The organism is Mycobacterium sp. SMC-14 (assembly GCF_046250075.1).
Lineage (GTDB): Bacteria > Actinomycetota > Actinomycetes > Mycobacteriales > Mycobacteriaceae > Mycobacterium.
Genome location: NZ_CP176429.1, coordinates 4525212 through 4549903, shown reverse-complemented (window position 1 = coordinate 4549903; position 24692 = coordinate 4525212). Strand labels below are relative to the sequence as shown.

Genomic DNA, 24692 nt, shown 5'->3' with positions numbered 1-24692 from the left:
TGCCCTAGCGGCGAGGCGCGATGAGTCTACTGCTGCCGGCGAGGCCGTCGGCGCCGGTCGTACGAAAACCGCGAAGTGTCCCAGATGGCCGTAAAAGGCTGCTGCGCAAAGCAATTGCTGCATCAGCCATCGGCAACGCTACCGAATGGTATGACTACGGCGTTTACGCGGTGGTCGCGACGTATCTGACTGAGGCGTTCTTTCCGGACACGCTGGGCAATCTCGGAACCATGCTCGGCTTCGCGGTCTCTTTCGTGCTGCGGCCGCTGGGAGGCATGATCTGGGGCCCGATCGGAGACCGGTTCGGACGGAAGTCGGTCCTGGTCGCGACAATTCTGCTGATCGCGGTGGCGACGACGTTGATCGGCGTGCTGCCCACCTATGCCAGCGCGGGGTGGTGGGCGCCAGGCCTGTTGATCGCCCTGCGTGTGGTGCAGGGCTTCTCCACTGGTGGCGAATACGGCGGCGCCGCAACGTTCATGGCTGAGAGCGCACCCGATGACAAGCGGGGGACGTACGGCAGCTTCCTGGAGTTCGGTGCCGTCGGCGGCTTCGTCCTCGGCAGCGCCGTCGTCCTGGCGCTGGAGGCGATGCTCAGCCACGAGCAGATGGCGGCCTGGGGCTGGCGCATCCCGTTCCTGCTTGCCCTGCCGCTGGGTGCGCTGGGGCTGGTGCTGCGCAGTCGGATGCCCGAGACTCCGGTGTTCACCGAGTGCGTCGCCTGCGATGCGATCAATGGATCGGCCTGGGACCGGCTGGTCGACCTGCTGACCAACTACACCCGACCGATCTTGGTCACGCTCGCGCTGCTGGTCGCGCTGAACATCATCGACTACACCCTGGTGACCTATCAACCGACCTACCTGCACGCCTCGGCCGGCCTGGACGAACGCAGCAGGACGGCGGTGGTGTTGGTCGGGGAGCTGGCCATGATGGCCTGCATCCCGTTCGCGGGCGCCTGGTCGGATCGGATCGGTCGAAAACCGCTGTGGCGCGGCTCCCTGATCGGGTTCGTCGTGTTGGCGCTGCCGATGTACTGGCTCATGGGCCAGGGATTCACCTGCGCGCTGGTGGGATTCACGGTGCTCAGTGTGCTGTTCGCTGGGCCGCTGGCAACCGTGGCGGCGACATTTCCGGCCATGTTCCCCACCCAGGTGCGCTATGCGGGATTCGCGATCGCCGACAACGCGGCCGTCGCGGTCTTCGGCGGCACCGCGCCGGTGTTGGCCGACTCGGTCATCGAACGCACCGGCTGGCAGCTTTTTCCGGCGGCATACCTGGTGCTCGCCGCGGTGATCGGATTGGTCGCCCTGCGGTTCCTGCCGGAGACCCTCGGGTGCTCACTGCGCGGTACCGGCATCCCCGGAGTGCAGGGCGAACTCGAACGCGAGCTGCGGGACTTGGCGTCCCTCTCCCGCGAGCGTGCACAACTGTCCGGTGTTTCCCCAGGTCGGGGCGGACAAATCTGCACGGTGGGCGAAGGAGCAGGGATTATCCACAGCGCCGCGGCAGGGTGACTGGGCGGGATGGGGTGCCGGCGCCGACGATAGGCGCCCATGAACCCCGACCTCCGCGAGCTGTTGGCACACCAGGGCGGCGTCGTCACCTGCGGCCAGGCCCTCAACCATCTGAGTCGGCGCGCGCTTCGTGACGCAGTCAAACACGGACAGCTGCAACAACTTTGGCACGGAATCTACGGTGCCGGAGAACCCGACGCCGAGTTGCGGCTGCGCGGCCTGGACCTGCTGACCGGAAGTCGAGTCTCGACCTGTCTGGCCACCGCAGCCGCCACCCACGGCTTCGACGTGGAATGCCCCCAGGAGCTGCATGTGCTGAATCCTGAAGGCAGACAGCTCCGGCCGGTCGACGGCCTGGTGGTGCACCGCCGGGAGGGCGCCCCGCTGGTGGAGGTCGACGGGAGGCTCGCCACCGCCCCGGCCTGGACTGCGATCGAGACGGCTCGCAGCCTATGGCGACCGCGTGCGCTGGCCACCCTCGACGCCGCGTTGCGCAGTGGCACCTGCACTGAACGGGAGCTGTGGGCGGCCGCGGAGCGCCAGGCCGGCCGGCGCGAGATCGTCACGGTGCGTGACCTCCTGCCGCTGGCCGACCCGCGCGCCGAGTCACCGATGGAGAGCGAGACGCGGCTGGTGATGATCGACGGCGGCCTACCCGCGCCGGAGCTTCAGTACGAGATCGTCGACCGCAATTTCCGGACCTGGCGAGTGGATTTCGCCTGGCCAGCGTACCGGGTCGCGGTCGAATACGACGGTCTGGAGTGGCACAGCGGAGTGGGTGCGTTGCGTTACGACCGGGTCAGACGGGCTGCACTGCAGGAGGCGGGCTGGGTGGTGCTGGCCGTGATCGTCGACGATGTGCGGCACCGGCCCTACGAGTTGCTGCGACGGATCAGGTTTCAGCTGGACCGGGTGGCCTGACCCCTACTCTTTGTGAGCGTGCAGAGTTGTCCACCCTCACCTGGGGAAATGCCGGACAACTCTGCACGCTCGCGGATAAAAATTACGCCTTGATCCGGATCTGGCCCGGTGACCACCAGCCCGAACGTGTGGCGCTGCCCAGGTCCAACTCCGCGGGCGTTGCCGGCGTGATCACGTCGAACTGGCGCAACGAGCCCCAGTCCCGGCCCCAGTCGTAGTTCAGGTAGGTGGCCATCACATGTGCGCGCAGCAGCATGTCGGAGATGCCCAGCAGCCCGCCGTTGACCCCGTCCTGCCAGGTGTCGGTGTCCTGCTTCTTGGCGTTGTAGTCCGGGGTGATCCGGTACTGAGGCACCTCGGTGACGCCGTTGGCGTGCAGCATCGGGTGCTGGCACGGGAAGGCCAGGCCCACCGCCCAGTCCAGCAGCACCGGCTTGTCGGAGCCGATGTACTCCTGGATTGTCTTCACCTCGGGCAGTCGCGGCGGGGTGAACGCGATCCAGTCCCGCGGGTTCAGCGACTTGTCCACGGCCACAATGCGTACCGCGACGGCGTCGGCGGGAATCTGGGCCCGCGGGTAGCGCAGGTTGCGCCACATCCTCGGCCACTCGCCGAACAGGTCGTAGGGCACCAGCCGGCCGGCGGCCACGGGCGCGCCGTCGGGGCCGGGCACGCCGTACTCCAGCTGCACGTCCTGGCCGGTGGTGTAACCCTTCAGCACGCTGTTGCCGGCGATGGTGCCTGCGGCGGTCACGGCCACCAGTGGGTGGCCGTCATCAGCCGGGGGCAGCGCGTACCACGCCGACGTCAGCTTGGACTCCTGCTGCCCGTCGGTGCTGTAGCTGCCCGCCAACGGAATCCGGGCCGGGTCCAGGCCGTAGGGCAGCGGGACGGTCGAGCCGTTGATTCCGGCCGTCTTCAGCTTCTTCGGGGCATCCCAGTCGTAGTCGGTGCCAGGCTGGGTGATCGGCATCCGCAGCGCCTCGGCGACCACCTTCTCCGGTACCCCGCTGGCGGTGAAGCCGACCGGGTCCACCCCGCCCAGCGGTCCCAGATCGCCCCAGCCGTCGGGGCCGGGCGATAGAGGTGTCAGCGCCCCGTCGTTGGGGTCCGGCTCCACGAGCACGTTGTCGGCCAGCCCGCAGCCACCCACGAACGCCCGCACATTGGCCAGGCCGTTGGAGTAGGTCGGGTACTCGCGAATGACCCCGGCCACCATCGAGGCGACGAACACGCACACCATGAAGCCGGCCGCCACCGGAATGGGAGCGGCGGTCAGTGCCCGGGCTACCCGGCCCTCGCCGCGATCACGCGGTGCGAAGTGCAGCCAGGCCGCCCAACCGGCTGCCACGGCGAACATGGCGAACAGGATTGTGCTGACGGTGATTCCGCCGATGCGCGGCATGTCGGCGTTGAACGGTACGCCGTAGCTGGAGACGTACCACCAGCCGTTGGTGGTGGCGAAACACAACGCCAGGATGAACAGCACCGCCGCCGCGAAGGCCATCCGGTTTCTCGACCAGCGCACCACTTGTCGAGATACCAGCACCGTGGTCAACGCCGCCATCGCCCCGGCCACCGCGGCGAACAGCCCGAAGTGGTGCACCCACTTGGTGGGCGCGAACATCAGCGAGAACATGGTCGCCAGGATCACGCCCATCAGCCGCCATACCGGGCCGCTGGCGACACCGGGAACGCGCTTGCGGCGCAACATGATGAACATCGCCGTGAACAGGCACAGCGCGCAGATCAGGAAACCGAACCGCCGCGACAGCGAGCCGTCGACGGTCGGCAGGATCAGGTAGTAGTAGCGCAGGTTCTCGGTGTACCAGGCCTGGCTGGGGCCGATCGCGGTGCGAACCCGGGTGGCTTCCAGCACGGTGCGGATGGTCTGGTCGGAAAAGACGACGGTCAGGATCACCGCACCGGCGGCCAGCAGCGGTGCCACCAGCGGCCAGGTGCCGTGAATGCGGTGGCGACGCACCAGGATCCGCAGCAGCGGCCGGCCACCGGCCAGCAGCGCGGCCACCGCGATCAGGCCGGTGGGCTGAATACCCAGGGTGAAGGCCGCACAGATGATCGCCAGTGCCGCCGGGGTCAACCGGCTGGAGATGATCGCCCGCTCCACCAGCACGTAGGTGATCAGCGCACCGACCGCGATGATCCCCTCGGGGCGCAGGCCGTTGTTGAACGGCATCCATGCCGCCAGCAGCACCAGGCCGGCCGCCCACAGCGCGGGCTTGCTGGCCGCCACCGCTGGACCGAACCGGGGCAGCACCTCGCGGCTCAGCAGCAGCCAGCACACCAGCCCGGCGACCAGGTCCGGCAGCCGGATCCAGATGCTGGCGTCGGACACGTGCGTCATCAGTGCCAGCAGGTTGTAGTACCAGCCGAACGGGTCCTCCGGGCTGCCGAACCAACGGAAGTAGTTGCTCATATAGCCGGCGTGGTCGGCCACCCGGGCCATCCCCAGGATGTAGCCGTCGTCGGAGGAGTTCGCGCCGATCACGTACCAGAGCAGGAACCCGAACACCACCGCCACGTCGGCCAGTGAGAAGAACCGCCAACGGCTCGGGATCAGCCGGTGCATCCGGTGGCCGTCGAGCCGGTCCAGGCGCCACAGCGCCAGCACCGCGATCACGGTGGCCAGGATGGCCACATAGATCGCGGCCCGCTTCAAGGGGGTCGGCTTGGTGGAGAACCGGGTGTCGATGTCGGCGGTCAGCTCCAGGCCTGTCGGGGCGGGACCGGCCAGGTCGGTGAACACGCCGACGATCTGCGGGCGAAGGTTCGGGTCGGGCCAGCCGTAGCGCTGGGTGATCCCGCCGATGGTGGCGAACGTTCCGGCGTGCGACGACGTGACCTCGATGTCGGTACAGCCAGGCCCTTCCACCTTGGCCCGCGGTGCGGTGGCCAGCACCACATTGCGGTCGGTGACGTCCACCCGCTTCTCGGTGACGGTGATGAACAGCCCGTTGAGCGCGGCGTCCTTGCCCTTGGCCGGCGCGGTGGCCAGCAGCGTGCCGCCCTCGGCGGGCAACTGGCGCACCAGCGCGCACGGCGCCTTCACCGACATCGAGATCGGGGTCTGCGAGATCAGGGGGGCGGTCACGCTGCCCAGCTCGCCGTGCTGGGGCCAGTTCAGCGTGGCGGTGGTCTGCACCACCGGCAGCAGCGGAGTGGCCACCGACAGCAGGAAGCCCACGAGGCCGGCGACGACGGCCACCCAACGGGTCAGTTTGAGGTCACGGTCGGTCAGAGGCGGCGTCATGGCAGTGCTCGAATCGGTCCGGACCGGCTCCAGCCGGTAACAGTGACGGTGCCCTGCTCGATGACGGCGTCGGGCGCGTCCTTGGCGGGGATCAGGCGGTGATAGGCCTCGACCGCACCCCAGTCGCGATACCAGTCATTGCGCAGGTAGGTCGGGAGGGTGGTGGTCCACAGCATGGCCTGGGTGATCATGAACGGTCCACCGTCCTCGGCGGACTGCCACAGGTTGGACGACGCCGCGGTCTGCTTGTGATCGGGCATGATCCGGTACTCCGGCAACTCGGCGATGCCCAGGTGCTCGGCGAACGGCCGCTGGCACGGGAAGTTCGCCGCGACGGCGATGTCCATCAGCACCGGGGTCTGCGAGCCCATCAACTCGGTGATGGTCTTGACCACCGGCACCCGCGGCGGGGTGAAGGCGATCCACTGCTCGGTGGACAGGTTCGGGTCGTTGGCCACGATGCGCACCACGTCGGTGCCCGGCGGCGCCCAGGCCAGCGGGAAACGCAGGTTGCGCCAGGAGTTCTGCGGCCCGATGTCGATCGGTTCGGTCTGCCCGAGCGCCTTGAACGTGCCGTCGGGGTTGCTGGTGCCCCACTCCAGGTTCAGTGGCTGGCCGTAGTCGAGCTTGCCGTCCTCGCCGTGCGACCAGATGGCTCCCGCGGCGGTGACCACGACAATCGGGGCCCGGGTGGCGGTGCGGTCGGGTTCGGGCAGTCGGTACCAGACCGAGGTGGCGTGCGCGGCCACCTGTTCCTTGTAGGAGCCGAGCACCGGGGTGACGGCCGGGTCCAGGCCGAACGGCAGTGCCACCCGGGAACCGTTCACCCCGTCGGGGGCGTCGTCGGGGATCTTGCCGCCGGCGGTGCCCGCCGCGTCGCTCTGGTTGGCGCTGGGCTTGTTCGGGGAGGCGTCCGCGTTGGGCACCCCGGGCTTGGCGATCACGGCCAGCGAGGTGAGGTCCTCGTCGACGGCGTTGGGGTCGAAGCCGTACGGGTCGGAACCGCCGAGCGGGCCGAGCTCGGTGTATTTCTGGCCTGGCACCGGCTGCAGCAGACCCGCGTTGACGTCGGGTTCGGCCAACACGTCGTCGGCCATGGCACAACCGGCCAGGCCGGACGTGATGGCGTCGGCGTTGGCCTTGGCGGTGGTGTAGGCGGGGTAGCGCCCAGCGGCGGCCTTGGCCATCGAGCCGACCATCAGCAGCACCATCAGGCTCGCGACGATCAGCAGCGGGGTGGAGGCCAGAATCCGGTTACGCCGGTTGGGAGTCACCTCGGTGTGCCCGGTGTAGTCCAGCCGGAAGTGCTGCCAGCCGGCCAGCAGGCCGGTGGCGATGGACGCAGCCAGGAACATCGACGTCACCGGGCGGCTGGCGATCACCGGCGGGATGTCGAACCACGGCACCCCGTAGCCGCCGACGTAGAACCAGCCGTTCACCCCGGAGGTCGCCACGGCCACCAGGAACAGCAGCGCGGTCACGTACAGGGTCATGTTGCGTCGGCTGTGCAGCCCGACCCGGGCGAAGGTGAACGCGGTGAGCGCGGCCAGCGCACCGGCCAGCCCGGCGAACCCGCCGAACTGCACCGCCCACTTGGTGGGGGTGAACGTCAGCAGCAACAGGCCCACCGCGGTCGACCCGATAAGCCGCCAGGCCGGGCCGCTGGCCACCCCGTTGATCCGGCCGCGCCGCAGCAACACCACCAGCATGGCGAACATGCAGAAGAGCAGCACCAGCACGGCGAACCTGCGGGTCAGCGAGGCGTCGACGTTCTCCTCGACGGTCAGGAAGTAGTACCGCAGGAACTCCTGGTACCAGGCGATGGTCGGGCCGACTACGTACTTGATCCGGGCCGATTCGGCGACCGCGGCCAGGGTCTGAGACCGGCAGACCACCACGGCGATCACCGATGCGGCTGCGGCCAGCACGGCCAGCGGTGCGAGCAGGCCGTCGGTGGCCCGCCGCTTGCGGATCACCGCCTCGATGGCCCGGGAGCCGGTCAGCAGCGGGGCCAGTGCGATCAGTCCGTGCGGAGCCAGCGTGACGGTGAAGACCGCCACCACGATCGCCAGCGCGGTGGGCACCAGTCGGCGGGTGGCGATGGTGCGTTCCACCAGCACCCAGACCAGCAGAGTGCCCAGCGCGATCAGGGGCTCGGGGCGCAGGCCGTTGTTGAACGGCAGCCAGGCCGCCGCGAACATGGCCGCGGCGGTGAACACCGCCACCCGGTTGCCGGACAGCCGGCCCAGCCGGGGCAGGATCCGGCGGCTGATGATCAGCCAGCAGGCCATGCCGGCCAGTGTGGCGGGCAGGCGCATCCACACCCCGGCCGTGCTGATCGTGCTCAGCTGGCCGAGCAGCGACGGGTACCAGTCGAATGGGGCCTCGGTGGCGCCGAAGAATCGGTAGTAGTTGGCCACGTAGCCGGCGTGCGCGACGTTGCGGGCCATCGTGAGGTTGTAGCCGTCGTCGCTGGAGATGGCGCCGATGACGTGCCACAGCGCCAGGGCGGCCAGTACGCCGAGGTCGGCCAGCCAGGTGATCGGGTTGGCCCGCAGCCAGTGCCGCCAGCTGCGCGGGGTGCGGTGAGTTTGGCGGCGGTCCAGGACCGCCAGCGCCAGGATTGACGCCAGTGCTGCCAGCACCCCCAGCGCCATGACCGCGGTCTTGAGCGGGGTGGGTGCGGTGATGAACCGGGTGTCGACGTCGATGCGGGCGCTCAGGCCGGGCTGCGGGCCGATCTCCAGTTCGGTGAAGACGCCGCCGACCTGCGGTTTGTTCTCCGGCGGCAGGGTGCCGGCAGCGCCGGGGATCCCGACGAAATCCGCGCCGACCTCGCCGGCGTTGGCCCATAGGTGCAGTTGGCTGCAGTCGGCGATCTTGGCGCGGGGGGCAGCCGCGGCCACGTGGTCGCGGTAGGCGGCGAACACTGCCGTCTTGTTGGCCCGCACGAACAGGCCGTGCGCGGTGGCGTCGACGCCGCCGGCTGGCACGGTCGAGAGCACCAGGCCGCCCTTTTCGCCCAGGGTGGCTATCGCCGAGCAGGGAATCGTGATGTCCAGGCTGCGTGGCGCACCGGACACCAGGGGAGCGGTGACGTCGCTGACGTGGCCGTCGACGTTGAGCCCCTGCGGCCAGGCGATGGTGGCGGTGGTCTGTTTGACCGGGAGCAACGGGGTGATGCCGCACAGCAGCACGCCGGTGACGCCGGCCACCACCGCGATCAGCCGTGCGATCCGATAACGCTGCTTGGGCTGGTCGTAGGTGGAGGACACGAGCCCTGATGCTATGCGACGGGGCGGGCGCCTCGGCGGACCCCGTCCCGCCCGTCTCGGAACCGCGACATCGCCCATCCCGCGAGCGGGACATATGTGCTTGTTGCCCGCCTACGAGCGACAGGGTGCGTTATGTCAGGTTGGGGACGGGGGCTGGGGATGGCCGGGCGCAAAGCCCGCGGCCTGAGCGCGCAGCGCCATCACCCGCTGGTGAATCCGGTACTCGGTGCTGCGCGGCATCGACGCGGGCCCGTAGCGGCCCCGGCCGCGCCGGAACGCCCGGCCGCGTCCACGCTCCCAGCGCAGGGCATCCGAGATCGCCTTCGATGGCCGCCCCGGGACGCCGAAGCCCCGGGAGTCCAGCTCCGCGGCCAGTTCGCCGATGCTGCGCGTCCCGTGATGCAGCAGATAGTGGGTCAGTACGTAACGCAGCTCGATGCCGCGCAATGATCTCCGGTTCGTCATGCGGCGAACCCTGGCACCGCGGTCCGACACGGCCGGCAGTTGTCGCTCAAAGGCGGGCAACTGCCACATCCCTCCAGTCCGGTGACGGGTGGGGCGAGTGAGACGCGTGACGGAAATCAGTGCCGCAACGGCGCCGGGCTCCACAGCCCGGAACGCACGGCGGTCCCCAGATCCAGCTGCGCCGGTGTGGCCGCCGGGTAGTACGGCGTCAACTGCTGCAGGGCACCCCAGTCGCGGAACCAGTCGTGGTTCAGATAACTGGGCACCGTGGTCGCGCGCACCAGCAGCTCGGTGATGCCCAAGGGACCGCCACCGTTGTTGTCCATCACCGGGGAGTTCGCCTCGGCGCCGAACCGGTCCGGCAGGATCCGCCATTTCGGCACTTCGGTCACCCCGTTCTGGTGACCGAACGGCCGCTGGCAGGGGAACGCCAGGCCTACCAGCCAGTCCAGCAGTACCGGATCCGAGGAGCCGACCGCTTCCTGCAGGGTGCGCAGCTGCGGCACCCGCGGCGGCGTCACCGCGATCCAGTGCTGCGGGGCCAGGTCGTCGTCGCGGACCACCAACCGGATACGGGTGGCCTCAGGCGGGATCGCCGACATCGGCGCGCGCAGGTTGCGCCATGCCGGGACCGCGCCGATGTCACCGAACTCCACGGTGCCGCTGGCTTTATGCGACGGTCCCAGCTTCGCCTCTCCTTCGTCGAGGCTCGCTGAACCGCCGGGCTTATCGTTCGCGGCGCCGGACTCGGTGGCCCACTGCGCAGTGACCTCGCCGCGGTCGAAGCGGCCCGCGGCCGTCACCACCAGCAGCGGCCCGGCGTTGGCCCGGTCGGCGGGCAGCCGGTACCAGGCCGAACGCAGCAGCGCGGGGACCTGAATGCCGGGGCGCCAGCTGCCCAGCACCGGCACCCGGGCCGGGTCCAGCTTGTAGGGCAGCCGGGCTCGAGAGCCGTTCACACCCTCGGCAGCAGTGGTGCCACCTTCGGTACCGGCCTCGCCCCCGGCGGTCTGTGCGTCGTCGTCGGCCAGCCGGCCCAGCCCGGGCGGGCCGATCACCTGGTCGGCCGAGACGTCGGCGGGAATCCCGTTGGGGGTGAACCCGACCGAGAACGTCGCGCCGAGGGCGTCAGCGACCGGAGCATCGATCGGGGTGAGCATCCCGGCGGTGGGGTCCTGCTCCACCAGCACGTCGTCGGCCAGTCCGCAGGTCCTGCCGGAACCCAGCACCGGAATCGCGGCCAGGTTGGAGCGGCCCACCGTCCAGGCCGGGTATTGGCCGAGCATCGAGGCGGTCAGCGACACCACCTCGAACACGATCAGCACCCAGGAGGCGATGGCCAGCGGGTAGCCGGACAGCGCCGTCCAGCGCGGCGGCCGCTCGGCGCCATTGACGAAGTGGAACCAGGCCGCCACCAGCGCCGCCACTACCGTCAGTGCCACACCCATGGTCGCGAACGCCAGGTGCCACTTGGGGAAGGCGTTCGACCACGGCACCCCGAAGTTGGAGACGTACCACCAGCCGTTGACGCTGGCGAACGACAGCGCGGTGATGAACAGGACCACCGCGGTGAACAGTGTCCGGTTGCGCCGGGAGTGCATGGCCGCGGCACCCACCGCGACGGCGGCCAGCGCCCCCACCGACCCGGCCAGGCCGGCGAACACACCGAAGTGATGCGTCCACTTGGTGGGCGTGAACATCATCGCGATGAACGAGATGATGGTGATCCCGATGATGCGCCGGCTGGGTCCGGCCGCGGTGCCGGGAATCCGGCCCTTGCGCAGCGCCATCGCCACCGAGACCGCCAGCGCGACGCCCAGTGCCAGCACCGGGAATCGGCGCGCCACCGAGCCGTCGGGGGTGGCCAGGAACAGCCGTTCGTAGCGGACGTGCTCCTCGAACCAGGCCAGGCTGGGCCCGACCGCGGACTTCAGCGTGCTGGCTTCGATCTCGCCGGCCAGGGTCTGGTCGCGGAAGATCACGATCGCGGTGATGCTGACCGCCGCGGCGATCGGCGCCAGTAACGGCGTCAGCCCGAACTGCTTGGAGCGCCGATGCAAGATGGTGCGCAGCGGCCCGATCGCCACCAACAGCGCACCGATCGACGCGATCCCGGTCGGGCCGGAGAACAGCGTCATCGCGCCGATGATGCAGGCGATCGCCAGCGGCAGCAGCCGGCTGGTGGCCACCGCCCGCTCCACCGAGCACCAGGTCGCCAGGATGCCCAGCGCGATGATCGGCTCGGGGCGCAGGCCGTTGTTCAGCGGCAGCCAGAAGGCCAGGAACATGCCGGCCGCGGTCCAGGCCGCCGCCCGGCTGTGTTTGACGGCGTGGCCCAGGCGAGGGATCACCTCGCGGCTGATCAGCCACCAGCAGGCCAGCGCCATGCCCAGGGTGGGCAGCCGCATCCAGATGCTGGTGGTGGACACCTGCGACCACACCGCCAGCAGGTCGTAGTACCAGCCGAACGGCGCCTCCGGCGTACCGAACCAGCGGTAGAAGTTGGCCATATAGCCGGCGTGCTCGGAGATCCGGGCCATGGTCAGGATGTAGCCGTCGTCGCTGGTGTTGGCGCCGACGAAGTGCCACCAGACCAGCACCAGCGTGACCAGCGCGTCCAGCGGTGAGGCCGACCACCAGCGGGCCGGCAGGAAGCGCCGGTGCCGGGTGCCGTCGGCGGTGTCCAGGATGTGCAGGGCGATCAGCGCGACGATCGTCAGCGTTACCCCGAGGATCATCGCGGCCAGCTTGAGCGGGGTGGGTGCGCTGGAGAACCGGGTGTCGACGGTGGCGGTGAAGTCCAGGCCGGCCGGTGCCGGGCCGGCCAGGTCGGTGTAGACCCCGACGATCTGCGGGCGGAAGTCGTATCCGCTGCGGGTCCCGGTCAGCGGGGAGCCGGGCTTCTCGGCGTGCGGTCCGTATTTGAGGCCGACGAACTCGGCGGTGACCCGGTCGGCGTGTGCGGTGAAGGTCAGCTTCTGGCAGTCCGGGCCGAGTACCTGGGACAGCGGCGCCACCACCACCGGCACGTTGCGCACCACCAGAACCAGGTCGTCGTTGACGAGTTCGATGAGCAGTCCGCGGTCGACGGCCTTGGGGGCCTGTTTGGGCACCGTGGACAGCAGCACCGACTTGGCGGGGGTGAGGCCCGCCGCGGCCTGGCACGGCACGCTGATGTCCAGGTCGGTGGCGACGTAGCCGATCAGTGGTGCCTGCACACTGGCCAGGACACCGTTCTGCGGCCAGTTGAGTTCGGCAGTGGTCTGTTTGACCGGCAATAGCGGGGTGAGGATCGCCAGTAGGGTGCCCAGCACGCCGGCGACGACGGCGACGGCCCGAGCGATCCGGAAGTCGGCGCGCGTATCGGTCACGGACAGATGCTATCGGTGCGGCCGATGGCGTCCGTCAGGTGCGGATGGCAAGCACGAACGGGCCGATCTTCTGCACGTGGAATTGCGGCCCGGCGAACAGGGCCGCATCGAGCTCTACGGCGTAGCGCCGGACGTTGGGATGGTTGGGGTAAACGTCCTTGGCCAGCCGCAGCGTGTAGGTGTCTCCGGCGCCGGGGCGCATCAGAAACACCGTCGGCGCCGGCCATGCCAAGTCGTCGAGTGCGCGGGTGAACTGCTCCGAGGTCTCGAGCTTGGACCAGGCCTCGATCGCGGCGGCGCGCGCGGAGAACTGTGCCAGCGGGTTGGCGTAGTGCGGCGTCAGCCCCTGGAAGCCCCAGTAGGGGTAGTAGGACAGGAAGCTGTAGTCGGCGGTGAGCACCACCGTCTCGTTGCGAGCCTTGCCGGTGGCCCGCGTGATGGCTGCGTCGACGGCCTCGTAGTACTTCGCGGCGCCCGGAGCGCGCCGGTCGCCGCGGTCGCCGTGGCCGTCGGTGTCGGTGTAGGCGACGGTGATGTCGGGCCGCAGCACCTCGGGGATGTCCTGGCTGAACGCGAGCGCCCCGGCCAGCCCCACCGCGGTCGCGACCGGGTACACGATGGTGTGCCAGCCCTGCGCGGCCCGGCCGAGCGCCTGGGCGCCCTCGACGAAGCCGAACACTCCGGCGGTGGCCAGCAGCACCGTCAGCGTCGGCTGGAGCCGGAAGCTCAGCAGGGTGGTGAGGGCCAGGGTCGACAGCATCGACAGCAGCGACCACAGGTACACGCCGACGACGCCGACGGCCAGCGCCCCGGCACGGGTTGACTTGGTGGCCCGCGCCACCAGCCACACCGTGCCCAGCAGACACAGCGCGCCGAGCAGCGTGAACTGCAGCATCGGGAAGCTCAGCTCCGCGCCGTCGCCCGGCAGGTAGTGGAAGGCGCTGCGGGACTCGCCGGGCGGGCGGTACAGCGCCCGCCGCAGGTAGGGCGTCCAGGTGATCGACGCGATGGCAACGGCGATCACGCCGATCACCGCCAGCCGCCCCAGCGGGCCGAGACTTCTCCGGGCGACAGCTGCCACCAGGGCCATCAGGATCACGGTGAACGCGGTGTAAGCCACCAGCAAGGTGTAGAAGGTCGCGGCGAAGCCGAGGAAGATGCCGGCGCCGATGACCGCACCCCAGCCGCCGCCGCGCTGGCCGGCACGCAGGCCCGACCAGGTCAGGATCAGCACCGGGGGCAGCAGCACGGTGATCATCGCCGCATAGGGCTCCGGGGAGCTGTAGGCCAGCGTCACCGCGGCCCCGGCGATGGTGACCAGCAGTGCGTACTCGAAGCGGATCAGCTTGTTCCACAGCACCAGCGCTACCGCGACCGCCACGGCGATCGAGGTGATGGCCCACGGCTTGTACATCTCCCAGGCCGGCAGGCCGGTCCAGGCCGCGGCCCGCCCGCCGAGCCAGAACCAGCCCGGCGGGTAGAACGGCGGCAGCCCGAGGTAGGTCATGTCGGCCAATGCGGGACTGTCGGTCAGCCGGGTCAGGTATTCGGTGCGGAACTGCTGGTCCACCGAGATCCCGAACAGGTAGAGCTTGGTGGCCCCCAGCGGCATCGCCAGCGTGACCACCGAGAACGCGCTGGTGAACACCACCGCGGCCAGCCAGCCCAGCGCCTGCCGGCCGCGTCGCCACAGCACGGCGGCCGCGGCCAGCCCGGCCAGGCAGCAGACCTGCCCGACGGTGGTCAGCGCATGCAGTTGGTTCGATGACGGATACGCGGGCCACTGCACCCGGGCGATCGCCATCAGCGCGACCACCGCGACGACGACGGCCAGCGCGGCGGCCAGCATCATCTGGGCCACCGTGTTCAGCGCATTACGCACGGTCACCACTAGTCCCAACTGTTACCAGGAAACAGATATATGTCGATTGCCCGGCTTTGAGCGACAACCGTTGTCGCTCAAAGCCGGGCAACGCACCGCAGCCTTCCCCCGCGTGACGTGTGTGACGCACGAGACCGGCGCGGCTCATCGGCTAGATCGGCAGCCGGCGGAAGATCGCCCGCGGGACGTGCCGAAGCACCATCATGACGTAGCGGAACGCCCCTGGCGCCCAGACGATCTCCTTGCCCTTGGCGGCCGCGGCCACCGCCAGTTCGGCGACGTCTTCCTTATCGACGGTCAACGGGGCTTCCTTGACGTGCGCGGAGAACCGGGTGCGCACCTGGCCGGGCCGGATCACCAGCACCCGCACCCCGTCTTCGCGAAGCGCCTCGCCCAGGCCGAGATAGAAGCCGTCGAGCCCGGCCTTGGTGGAGCCGTAGACGAAGTTGGTCCGGCGAACCCGCTCACCGGCCACCGAGCTCATCGCGATGATCTGCCCGAAGCCCTGGGCGCCCATCTTGCCTGCAAGCAACACGCCCACCGAAACCGCTGCGGTGTAGTTGATCCCGGCGACCTGCACCGCCTTGGCCTGGTTGTGCCAGAGCTCCTCAGCGTCGGCGTCCATGCCGAACGCCACGATCGCCACATCTATATCGCCGTCCGAGAACGCGGAGTCGATCATCGCCGGGTGGCTTGCGGTGTCCAGCGCGTCGAAGTCGACGATCCGCACCGACTTGGCGCCGGCCGCCTCCATCGCCGCCACGGCGCCGTCGCGGCCGGGGTCACCGGGCAGGCAGGCCAGCACCACGCCGGCCGAGGCGTTGCGCAGATAGCGCGCACAGATCGCCAAACCGATCTCGGACGTGCCGCCCAGCAGCAGAATCGACTGGGGATTACCGGTCGCGTCGAACACCATCTAGAGCAGCTCCAAACGTCGGGCCATATCGGAGGCGAAGATCCCGTCGGGATCGACCTTGCGTCGCACCGCGATCCACTCGTCGATACGCGGGTACATGGCGTGGAAATTCTCCGCGGTGGTGCGGGAGTCCTTGGCGGTGTAGAGCCGGCCGCCGAACTCCAGCACCCGGCGGTCGAGGGAGTTGAGCAGCTCGTTGACGCCGGGTTTCATCGGGAAGTCCAGGCACACGTTCCAGCCGGGCATCGGGAAGCTCAGCGGCGCTTCATTCCCCGGTCCGAACAGCTTGAACACGTTGAGCGCCGAGTAGTGCCCGCTGGCCTGGATGTCGATGATGATGCTCTTGAACTCCTCGACGGCCTCGGTGGGCACCAGGAACTGGTACTGGGCGAAGCCGGCCGGACCGTAGCCGCGGTTCCACTCACCCAGCAGATCGAGCGGGTGATAGAACTGCGTCAGGTTCTGCACCTTGCCGCGATAGTGGCCGCCGCGGCGGTAGTACAGCTCGCCGATGGCGCTCAGGCTCAACTTGTTCATCAACCCGTTGGGGAAGATGTCGGGCACCGTCATCAACTGCGGTGCGTCGAACTTCAGTGGATTGCGGGCCAGCTTGGCCGGCAGCTCGTCGCGCAGGGCCAGGCGCCCGCGGGTGATGGTGGCGCGGCCCAGTTTGGGCAGCGGGCTGATCGCGTCGAACCACGCACTGGAATAGGTGTAGTTGGCTTCGCTGCCGTCGCTGTGAAAGGCGATGGTCTCATCAAGAGTGGCGGTGTTGTCGCCGTCGTTGATGAAGTACGCCGTCTCGGTCGGCGTCATGGCAATCGTGGCGCGCAGGATGATCCCGGTCAGGCCGTTGCCGCCGACGGTGGCCCAGAACAAGGCAGCCTCGGGGCCGTCGGGAGTCAGCTGGCGCACCGAACCGTCGGCGGTGAGCAGCTCCATGGACACCACGTGGTTGCCGAAGCTGCCCTCACTGTGGTGGTTCTTGCCGTGGATGTCGCAGGCGATCGCCCCACCGATGGTGACCTGGCGCGTCCCGGGCAGCACCGGCACCCACAACCCGAAGGGCAATGCCGCCTTCATCAACTGATCCAGGCTCACCCCACCGTCGACGTCGACGAGACCGCGGTCAGCGGAGATCGAGTGGATCCGGTTCAGCGCGGTCATATCGATCACCAGACCGCCGCCGTTTTGGGCGTTGTCGCCATAAGAACGGCCCAGGCCGCGGGCGATCACGCCGCGACTTCCGTCGTCGGCCGAGCGAGCCACCGCCTTGGCGATGATTTCGACATCCGGGGTCGACAACACCTGCGCCACGCTCGGCGCGGTGCGGCCCCAGCCGGTGAGGCGGCGCGTTGTGGTCTGCAACTCGGTGCTCAACATCGCACATGAGGGTACCGCCAACGCGCCGGATCCCGGTTCAGCGTGACTAATGCGATCTGTCCCGCTACGATCGCGCAATGCCTGAGACTTCTGCGAGCGAATCCTCCTCTGCCAAGCCCAAGACCGCGGGTTTTCCGCAATCTTCCACCTCGTCGTCGGCAATGTCGGTGCCCACGATCGCCGCGCTGGCGCTGGCCGTGATCGGCATCGTCTTGGCCATCTTCGGCTGGTTCCACCCGTCGACGAGCCAGAAGTTCTCGGACGACCAGCGTGCCGACGCCAAGGGCAAGATCTGCGAGGCGCAGGGCGTCGTGCGGCAGGGCACCCAGTTCAACACCAACCTGCAGAACCCGGTCCCGGGTGACCTGGCCGGTGACCTGGCGGTGGGCACCAACGCGCGGCTTTCGCTGTTCGCCGGTGGCGCCTTCCTGCACCAGAACCTCGAGGCCAACCCGGCCACCCCGGCCGACCTGTCGAAGGCCGTTGGCGACATGGCCGACACGCTCGAGGCACTGAGCATCAACTACCTGGCTGGGCACTCGCCCGAGGACGCCGTCCAGCAGCCGCTGCGCGACCAGCTGCGCGGTCAGATCGACGTCCTGGACAACCTCTGCCAGCAGCAGTAATTCAGCAGCAGTAAATCCGTTCGATCCGTAGGTGCGCTGGGCGATGTCAACGACAGAGCCCAGCGCATTTACGTTGGTGGACCTGCTTGCGCAGCAGGCCGGCCGCCACGACGACAAGGTCGCCTTCCGGTTCTGCCCGGAGGGCGACGACGAACACGACCGGCTGACCTATCGCGAGCTGGACCGTCGGGCCCGGGCCGTCGCCGCCGGTCTGCAGCAGCACGGCGCGGCGGGCCAGCGAGTATTGATCTTCTGCCGCCCGGGCCTGGACAGCATCGTCGCCTTCTTCGGTTGCCTGTATGCCCGCGCCATCGCGATTCCGGTGGACGCGCAGTGGAGCTCGGCGCGGATCGAGGCGATCGTGCCCGATGCGCGCGCCGAAATCGCTTTGGCCACCACGAAAACCCAGGAGGGGATCCGCGCCGCGGCGGACCGCGCAGCCCAGACGGCGGGCTTAGCGCCGCTGCAGTGGTTCGCCACCGAAGAATTGAGCGGCGACGAGTCCGCTGCCGACCGTTGGGCGCTGCCGCCGGTGACCGCGGCGACCGTTGCGGCGATTCAATACACCTCGGGAACCACCAAGGCGCCCAAGGGTGTGGTGCTGACCCACGGCAACTTCATGCACAACCTTCAGACCGTTCGCCAGGCCTGGAACCCCGCGCCGGACAACCCGGTGTTCCATCGCCCGGTGGGTTCGGTGACCTGGCTGCCGCAGTACCACGACCTGGGCCTCATCGGCGGTGTCCTGATGACGCTGTACGTCGGGACGACCACGGTGGTGATGTCGCCGGGCGCCTTCCTGATGCGCCCCATGCGCTGGCTGGAGGCGATGTCCCGGCACGGGGCCGTCATCTCCGGGGCACCCAATTTCGCCTACGACTGGTGTGTCAAGCGCAGCACGCCGGCCGAGCGCGCGGCGCTCGATCTGTCCAACTGGCAGGTCGCCCTGAATGGCGGCGAACCGGTGAACCCCGAATCGTTGCAGGCATTCTCGGAGGCGTTCGCGCCGGCCGGGTTCGCCCCCGAGACGTTTCTGCCGGTGTACGGACTGGCGGAGGCCACGCTGGGAGTGTCCGGCGGATCGGATTCGCCGCTGCCGGTGGTCGTGCACGTCGACCGCGGGGCACTCGGTGAAGACCGGGTCGTCGAAGCGGCCCCGGATGATCCGGTCGCAGCCGCGGTGGTCGGATGCGGGCAGCCGCGGGGCGGCCAGCGGGTCATCATCGTCGACCCGGAAACCCGAATCGAGTGCGACGCCGACGGAGTCGGGGAGATCTGGGTCGCCGGACCCAGCGTCGGGCAAGGATATTGGCGGCGCAGCGCGGAGACCGAGCAGACCTTCGCCGCACACCTAGCCGACACCGGAGTGGGTCCCTTCCTGCGCACCGGGGACCGCGGATTCCTGCACGACGATGAACTGTTCGTCACCGGTCGCTGTAAAGACCTGGTCGTGCTGGGCGACGTCGTTCACTACCCCAACGACATCGAGCGCACCGTGCAGGGCTGTGACTCGCTGTTGCTGCCCGGCCGCGGCGCCGTGTTCGCGATCACCGGCGAGCGCGGGGACCCGTTCGCCTGCGAACGGCTCGTGGTGGTCCAAGAGGTGCAGCGACACCGGATGACCGACACCGATACCGACGGTGTTCTGAGCGCGATCCGCGACGCGGTCCTGCGCCACCACCGGACCGAGGTGCACGACGTGCTGCTGGTCAGGCCGATGAGCATTCCCACCACCTCGAGCGGCAAGATCCAGCGGGCCGCATGCCGGGAGAAGTTCAGCGCGGGTGAGCTGGCGGTCCTCGCCCAGTGGAATGCACCGCGCCCGGTCGTCGACCCGGGAACGGCCGCCAAGCAGCAGATGGCGCTCGGCCTGGCCCGGTTCGTGGGCAGGCTGGCACGCCAGCGCCGCGAATCGGACTAAGCACCGGCGCATCGAGGGCCCCGCGGGGGGCAAGTTGACGGTACCGCGGGTACCGTCCAGCAAACCCGTCTTGCTTCGTCGGATCGACGAACACCTCCCGCGCCGTCGGTGACGGCAGCAAGCCCGACGAGCGGTGCCGGAACCGCGGCCCTCGGTGCCATGACGAACCTCAGGGTGCGCGCGGGCGTGGCGGAATGGTCAGTAACTCGTTGGCGGACAGTTGTCCACCGAGTTTCCCGTGGTGATGCCTGATCTCTCAGGTTGCCCTCAGTATTTATCGCTGGATAGGCAAGTGCGCATGTTGCCGGAATGTGCCCTGTTCGCCACCGCTCGGTTTGGGCGTTAGGGTGTCATCCACCCCCGACCCGCCAATTCTGACTGCAGGCGTTGTCAAAATATGACTACGCATGTTGTCGCCTTGAGCAGGCATGATGCCGCTATCAACAGGGCTGTTGTGAAATGCAATCACAAAATGTTGTCAATTCTCTGACTACGTCTGTTGTCGTTATTTTGACTACAAACGTTGTCTTTCGTCAATCGGGGAATTCCATCTGTGAGCCTGAGAGTTCCCTATTTGAAATGTGACGCTTCTCATGTACTGTCGCGAAAGTTTGATCCTCCGAGATGGAAGAAACTCCCGATGCAGCAGTTACTTCGTCCCTACGCCACGACGGGCGTCGCCCTGGTAGGTGCCGGTCTCGTCAGCGTCACTGCTGTGCCGATCCCGCAGGTGAGCTTGCATACCTCGCCGGCGCCACGGCCGGATCTCGCGCCGGTACAGCAACCGTCGAACCTGCGGTTGATGGCCAACACGTCCGACGTGCTGGTCACCTGGGATCAACTGTTCAGCAACACGGCCGCCAACCTGGCCAACCTGGGCCAGCACGTGGACTCCGGGATGCTGCCGTCGGAGCTCGGGCTGCTGTTGTCGTCGGTCGCACCGTTCGTCACGGTCGCCAACGCATGGAACGAGATCTGGGCCGCGATCGCCATCGACCCGGCGAACACGCTGAGCATCCTGTTCAACGCACCGGCCACCCTGCTCAACGCCTGGCTCAACGGCACCAACACCATCGAATTCTTCGGGATCACCGTCCCGGCGTTCAACGGCCTGCTGGCGGGTCCGCAGTCCTTCGATCTCGAGATCACGCTCAGCCAGGTGCTGGACACGGTGAACCTCGGCGAGAAGAGCCTGACCACGATCCTGTCCGGAATCGGGATCGGCGACCTGCCGATCGGGTCGATGCTCACCAGCCTGCTCGACGGGGTGGGGCTGGGCGATCAGACCCCGCTGGATCTGATCAACGCGATCGGTATCGGGTCGCAGTCCGCCGCGCAGCTCGCCACCGGACTGCTCGACGCCATGGGCCTGGGGCAGAAAAACCTGATCGACATCCTGGGCAACGTCGGCCTCAGCGACGAGTCGGTGGCGGATCTGGGCACGAAGGTGCTCGATGCGATCGGCATCGGCAATCCGACGCTCGGCGATCTGCTGGGCAACGTCGGCCTGGCCGACCAGTCGGTTTCGGGTGCGCTGTTGGCGGTGCTTGACGCGGCCGGCATCGGCGACCCGACGGTCACCGGCCTGCTCGACCAGCTCGGCTTTGCCGACCAGCCGGTCTCCGACCTGGCCGCCAGCCTGCTCGACGGTCTTGGCCTGGGTCAGCGGACCCCGGTCGACCTGCTCAACTCGCTGGGCCTGGCCGACCTGTCGATCGGCGACATCCTGCCCAAGGTGCTCGACGCGCTGGACCTGGGTCAGCGGACCCCGCTGGACCTCATCGACGCGATGGGCCTGGGCGACGTGAGCGTGGGCTCGCTGGCCGTCGACTTCCTCGGCGGCGCCGGCCTGGGCGACGCCACCGTCGGCGATCTGGTCAACGCCGCCGGCCTGGGCGGTCTGACCATGCAGAACATCGTCGACGCCGCCCACCTGGGCAACGTCTCGCTGGGCACCATCTTCAGCAACCTCGGCTTCGGCGGCCTGACCCTGAACAACCTGATCTGGGCCACCGGCGGTGACACCGTGGCCGACAAGATCGGCGGCCAGGGCATGATCGGCGGGCTCAACGCCACCACGATCAACAGCATCCTGGCGGACCAGGGCATGGCCGATCAGACCATCGCCCAGCTGCTCGGGCCGATGGCCGACCAGAAGCTCAGCGATCTGATCGAAGCCAACCTCTCGATGACCCTGAGCTCGGTGCTCACCGGTATGGGCATGAACACCCAGACGCTCGACGAGCTGGTCGCCAGCTTTGGTCTGGACAACTCCAGCCTGGGCCAGCTGCTCACCGACATGGGGCTGAACGACACCACCCTCAACGAGATGCTGGGCAACCTGCTGGGCACCGGCACCTTGGGCCAGCTGCTCAACGACGCGGGTATCGGCAACCAGCATCTGAGTGACCTGCTCGACGGCATCTTCAGCGGCCAGACCTTGGGCTCGTTGCTCGGTACCACCGACCTGGGCAACACCCACCTCGACGCGCTTCTGCACAGCCTGCTGGGTGACATGTCGCTGGGCTCAGTGCTGGGCGGTCTGGGATTCGCCACCACCGACTTGGACACGCTGGTCGGCGGCTTCCTGGGCGGACAGACCATCGCCGATCTGCTGAGCAGCTTCGAACTCGCCACCACCGAGCTGGACGAGCTGCTGGGCGACCTGTTCGGCGACGGAACGTTGAACTCGATGCTCACCAACATGGGCCTGGGCAGTGACACCCTCAACGACCTGCTGGACCAGTTCGGCCTGTCCGACATGGTGCTCATCAACACCCATCTCGGCGATTTCGGCGGATTCTTCGCCTCGCTGTTCGGCGGCGTGTAACCGCCCCCATCCACCGAATCGACTCGGAGAAACCTGATGCTGCAGACCCTTCGCCCCTACCTCACGCCCGGGATCGCCGTCGTCGGCGCCGGTCTGATCGCCGTGGTTCCGTCGGTTGCACCGATGCCCGCCGCCCCGACGTCCTTTGCTGCGCAGCAGCACTCGGTGACGCTGACCGCCGACCCGGCGAACGACGTCACCGGCCTGCTGACCAGCTGGGGACTGCTGCCGACGATCACCGTCAACGCGGTACCACTGCCGGCGCAGATCAACATCGAGCTGGGTTCGACGCTGCACAACCTGCTGGCGATGATCGGCCCGTTCATCACGCTGAACAACGCGTGGAACGACATCATGGATCAGCTCGCCGCCGACCCGGGCAACGCGTTCATGATCCTGCTCAACGCGCCGGGCACGCTGATCAACGCCTTCCTGTTCGGCACGGCGGGCATCGACGTAGCGGGAATGAACATCCCGCTGTTCAACGGGCTGTTCGTCGCACCACACACCGCGACCGTTGACCTGCAACTGGGCCAATTGGTGGACCTGGCCGGCGTCGGAAACACGACGCTCGGCGACGTGCTCGGCCAGTTCGGCATCGGCGACGAATCGGTGGAGGGCCTGCTGACCGGCCTGCTCGACAGCCTGGGCTTCGGGCACCTGAGCGTCACCGCGCTGCTGTCCGAATTCGGAATCGGCGACCAGCCGATCGCCGATCTGGCGGCCAACCTGCTGGACGTGATGGGCATCGGGAACCCGACGATCTCCGGCCTGGCTGACCAGGTGGGGCTGGGCGACAAGTCGATCGCCGAGGTGCTGACCGGCCTGCTCGGTCAGGCCGGCATCGGCAACCCGTCCCTGGCCGGCCTGCTCGACCAGTTCGGCCTCGGCGACCAGACGGTGGGCGAGTTGGCGACCGGACTGCTGCACTCCGCCGGGATGACGGACACCAGCATCACCGGACTGCTCGGCCAGCTCGGCGTCGGCGAACTCACCCTGGGCGACGCGCTCAAAGACCTCGTTCACACCACGGTGGGCGGCGACGCGACCATCACCGATCTGCTCAGTCAGTTCGGTGGTGCGGATATGACGCTCGGCAGCGTGATCAACCCGCTGCTGGACGCCTCCGGTTTCGGTGACCAGAGCCTCGCCGAGCTGATCGACAGCCTGCTGGGCGGCATGTTCGGTGGCGGCGGCGCCGGCAGTATGACCGTCGGCGACCTGGTGATCGAGATCCTGCAGGGCGCCGGCTACGACATGTCGCTGTCGGAGTTGCTGCAGAACGCGGAGATGGCCGACATGACGCTGGGTGACCTGCTCGAAGGCACCGAGATCGGCGACCAGAAATTCACCGACCTGCTGACCCAGGCCGGGATGGGTGACAAGACGTTGCTCGAACTCGCCGACGGCGCGATCCCCATCCCGGACGTCACCTGCCCCCTGCTGCCGGGGTTGTACAACGTGTCCTGCTACCAAACCCTCAACAGCTTGATGGGGCCCAACAGCCTGCTGGAGACTCTGCAGCGGCTGTACAGCGCCGGCGCCCCGAACCTAGGCGTGGCGCCCGGTACTCCACTGTCCGACATCACCATCGGTCAGTTGCTGGGGGCGACCGGCGTGGGCGGTGAGAAGCTCAGCGAGCTGCTCACCGGCCTGAATCTGAGCACCCCCTTCGACACCGTCATGCACAACCTCGGGCTGGACAACGTCACGCTCAGCGACCTTCTGAACAACGGCTTCTCGAGTCTGATGAACATCTCCGTGATGTCGATGCTCAGCTCCTGGGGTCTGAACAACCTGAACATCGACACTGTGATCGACCGGTTGGGCTTGGACGTCACGATCAACGGGCTGCTGACCAGCCTCGGCCTGAACAACGTCGACATCGGCGGCCTCCTCGATCACGTACTGGGTGGCATGACGCTGGGCTCGATCGCAAACGACTTGGGTCTGAACAACATTCACCTGGACGGGTTCTTGGAGAGCCTGCTGGGCGGCGCCAAGGTCGGGGACCTGCTCGACGACCTGAACCTGAACAGCGTCCACCTGGACGAGATTCTGCAGCGTCTGCTCGGCGGCGTCACCCTCAACGACATCGCCAGCTCGCTGGGCCTGGGCGCCGTCACCATCGACTCGTTGGTCGCCAGCCTGGGCCTCGACGGCCTGACGGTCAACGACGTGATCGACGACCTGGGCCTCGGCGGCCTGGACCTCGACGGCCTGCTGGCCAACATGGGCATCGCCGGCACCGATCTGATCTCCGTCAGCATCGGGCAACTCGGCGGGTTGTTCGGCTTCTAGGCCGGTCGCAGAC

13 protein-coding genes are annotated in these 24692 nt (G+C 68.2%); 6 read left to right on the top strand and 7 right to left on the bottom strand.

What is annotated here, in order from left to right; all coding sequences use genetic code 11:
- Window positions 1-20: 20 nt before the first annotated feature.
- A complete protein-coding gene (locus ACKY0W_RS21120; RefSeq protein WP_409435670.1) occupies window positions 21-1517 on the top strand; it encodes an MFS transporter in 1497 nt (498 codons plus the stop codon).
- Window positions 1518-1556: 39 nt separating this feature from the next.
- Entirely contained in the window at window positions 1557-2438 is an 882-nt protein-coding gene (locus tag ACKY0W_RS21115) for a DUF559 domain-containing protein (RefSeq protein ID WP_409435669.1), read from the top strand.
- An 82-nt stretch (window positions 2439-2520) separates the two neighbouring features.
- On the opposite strand, the gene ACKY0W_RS21110 is transcribed toward ACKY0W_RS21115, so the two are convergent.
- From ACKY0W_RS21110 to ACKY0W_RS21080, 7 genes are all read right to left on the bottom strand, one after another.
- Window positions 2521-5709 (bottom strand): arabinosyltransferase domain-containing protein, encoded by a 3189-nt coding sequence (locus ACKY0W_RS21110; protein ID WP_409435668.1) that lies wholly within the window; start codon window positions 5707-5709, stop codon window positions 2521-2523.
- Complete coding sequence (locus ACKY0W_RS21105) at window positions 5706-8984, bottom strand: arabinosyltransferase domain-containing protein (RefSeq protein WP_409435667.1); 3279 nt, start codon at window positions 8982-8984, stop codon at window positions 5706-5708. The genes ACKY0W_RS21110 and ACKY0W_RS21105 overlap by 4 nt, the downstream gene beginning before the upstream one ends.
- Before the next feature lie 135 nt (window positions 8985-9119).
- A complete protein-coding gene (locus tag ACKY0W_RS21100; RefSeq protein WP_409435666.1) occupies window positions 9120-9449 on the bottom strand; it encodes a hypothetical protein in 330 nt (109 codons plus the stop codon).
- A 116-nt stretch (window positions 9450-9565) separates the two neighbouring features.
- Window positions 9566-12826, bottom strand: a complete 3261-nt coding sequence (locus tag ACKY0W_RS21095) for an arabinosyltransferase domain-containing protein (protein WP_409437879.1) — start codon at window positions 12824-12826, stop codon at window positions 9566-9568.
- 28 nt (window positions 12827-12854) lie between these two features.
- Window positions 12855-14672, bottom strand: coding sequence for a galactan 5-O-arabinofuranosyltransferase (locus ACKY0W_RS21090; RefSeq protein WP_409437878.1), 1818 nt, complete (start codon window positions 14670-14672; stop codon window positions 12855-12857).
- Window positions 14673-14853: 181 nt separating this feature from the next.
- Window positions 14854-15618, bottom strand: coding sequence for a decaprenylphospho-beta-D-erythro-pentofuranosid-2-ulose 2-reductase (locus tag ACKY0W_RS21085; protein WP_409435665.1), 765 nt, complete (start codon window positions 15616-15618; stop codon window positions 14854-14856).
- A complete protein-coding gene (locus ACKY0W_RS21080; protein ID WP_409435664.1) occupies window positions 15619-17001 on the bottom strand; it encodes an FAD-binding protein in 1383 nt (460 codons plus the stop codon).
- A gap of 77 nt (window positions 17002-17078) precedes the next feature.
- Between ACKY0W_RS21080 and ACKY0W_RS21075 the strand changes: the two genes are divergently transcribed.
- The 4 genes from ACKY0W_RS21075 to ACKY0W_RS21060 all read left to right on the top strand — a co-directional run bounded on the left by ACKY0W_RS21075 (window position 17079) and on the right by ACKY0W_RS21060 (window position 24679).
- Window positions 17079-17627 (top strand): hypothetical protein, encoded by a 549-nt coding sequence (locus tag ACKY0W_RS21075; protein ID WP_409435663.1) that lies wholly within the window; start codon window positions 17079-17081, stop codon window positions 17625-17627.
- A 43-nt stretch (window positions 17628-17670) separates the two neighbouring features.
- Window positions 17671-19548: a fatty acyl-AMP ligase gene (locus ACKY0W_RS21070; protein WP_409435662.1), complete on the top strand. Its 1878-nt coding sequence runs from the start codon at window positions 17671-17673 to the stop codon at window positions 19546-19548.
- 640 nt (window positions 19549-20188) lie between these two features.
- Entirely contained in the window at window positions 20189-22378 is a 2190-nt protein-coding gene (locus ACKY0W_RS21065; protein WP_409435661.1) for a hypothetical protein, read from the top strand.
- Between the two features lie 36 nt (window positions 22379-22414).
- A complete protein-coding gene (locus tag ACKY0W_RS21060) occupies window positions 22415-24679 on the top strand; it encodes a hypothetical protein (protein ID WP_409435660.1) in 2265 nt (754 codons plus the stop codon).
- Window positions 24680-24692: the final 13 nt, after the last annotated feature.

Coding starts and splice junctions, on each gene's coding strand:
- ACKY0W_RS21100 (WP_409435666.1), bottom strand. CDS start 9,449: ATGACGAACCGGAGATCATTGCGCGGCATCGAGCTGCGTTACGTACTG.
- ACKY0W_RS21090 (WP_409437878.1), bottom strand. CDS start 14,672: ATGATGCTGGCCGCCGCGCTGGCCGTCGTCGTCGCGGTGGTCGCGCTG.
- ACKY0W_RS21075 (WP_409435663.1), top strand. CDS start 17,079: ATGCCTGAGACTTCTGCGAGCGAATCCTCCTCTGCCAAGCCCAAGACC.
- ACKY0W_RS21070 (WP_409435662.1), top strand. CDS start 17,671: ATGTCAACGACAGAGCCCAGCGCATTTACGTTGGTGGACCTGCTTGCG.
- ACKY0W_RS21085 (WP_409435665.1), bottom strand. CDS start 15,618: ATGGTGTTCGACGCGACCGGTAATCCCCAGTCGATTCTGCTGCTGGGC.
- ACKY0W_RS21060 (WP_409435660.1), top strand. CDS start 22,415: ATGCTGCAGACCCTTCGCCCCTACCTCACGCCCGGGATCGCCGTCGTC.
- ACKY0W_RS21120 (WP_409435670.1), top strand. CDS start 21: ATGAGTCTACTGCTGCCGGCGAGGCCGTCGGCGCCGGTCGTACGAAAA.
- ACKY0W_RS21115 (WP_409435669.1), top strand. CDS start 1,557: ATGAACCCCGACCTCCGCGAGCTGTTGGCACACCAGGGCGGCGTCGTC.
- ACKY0W_RS21065 (WP_409435661.1), top strand. CDS start 20,189: ATGCAGCAGTTACTTCGTCCCTACGCCACGACGGGCGTCGCCCTGGTA.
- ACKY0W_RS21080 (WP_409435664.1), bottom strand. CDS start 17,001: ATGTTGAGCACCGAGTTGCAGACCACAACGCGCCGCCTCACCGGCTGG.
- ACKY0W_RS21110 (WP_409435668.1), bottom strand. CDS start 5,709: ATGACGCCGCCTCTGACCGACCGTGACCTCAAACTGACCCGTTGGGTG.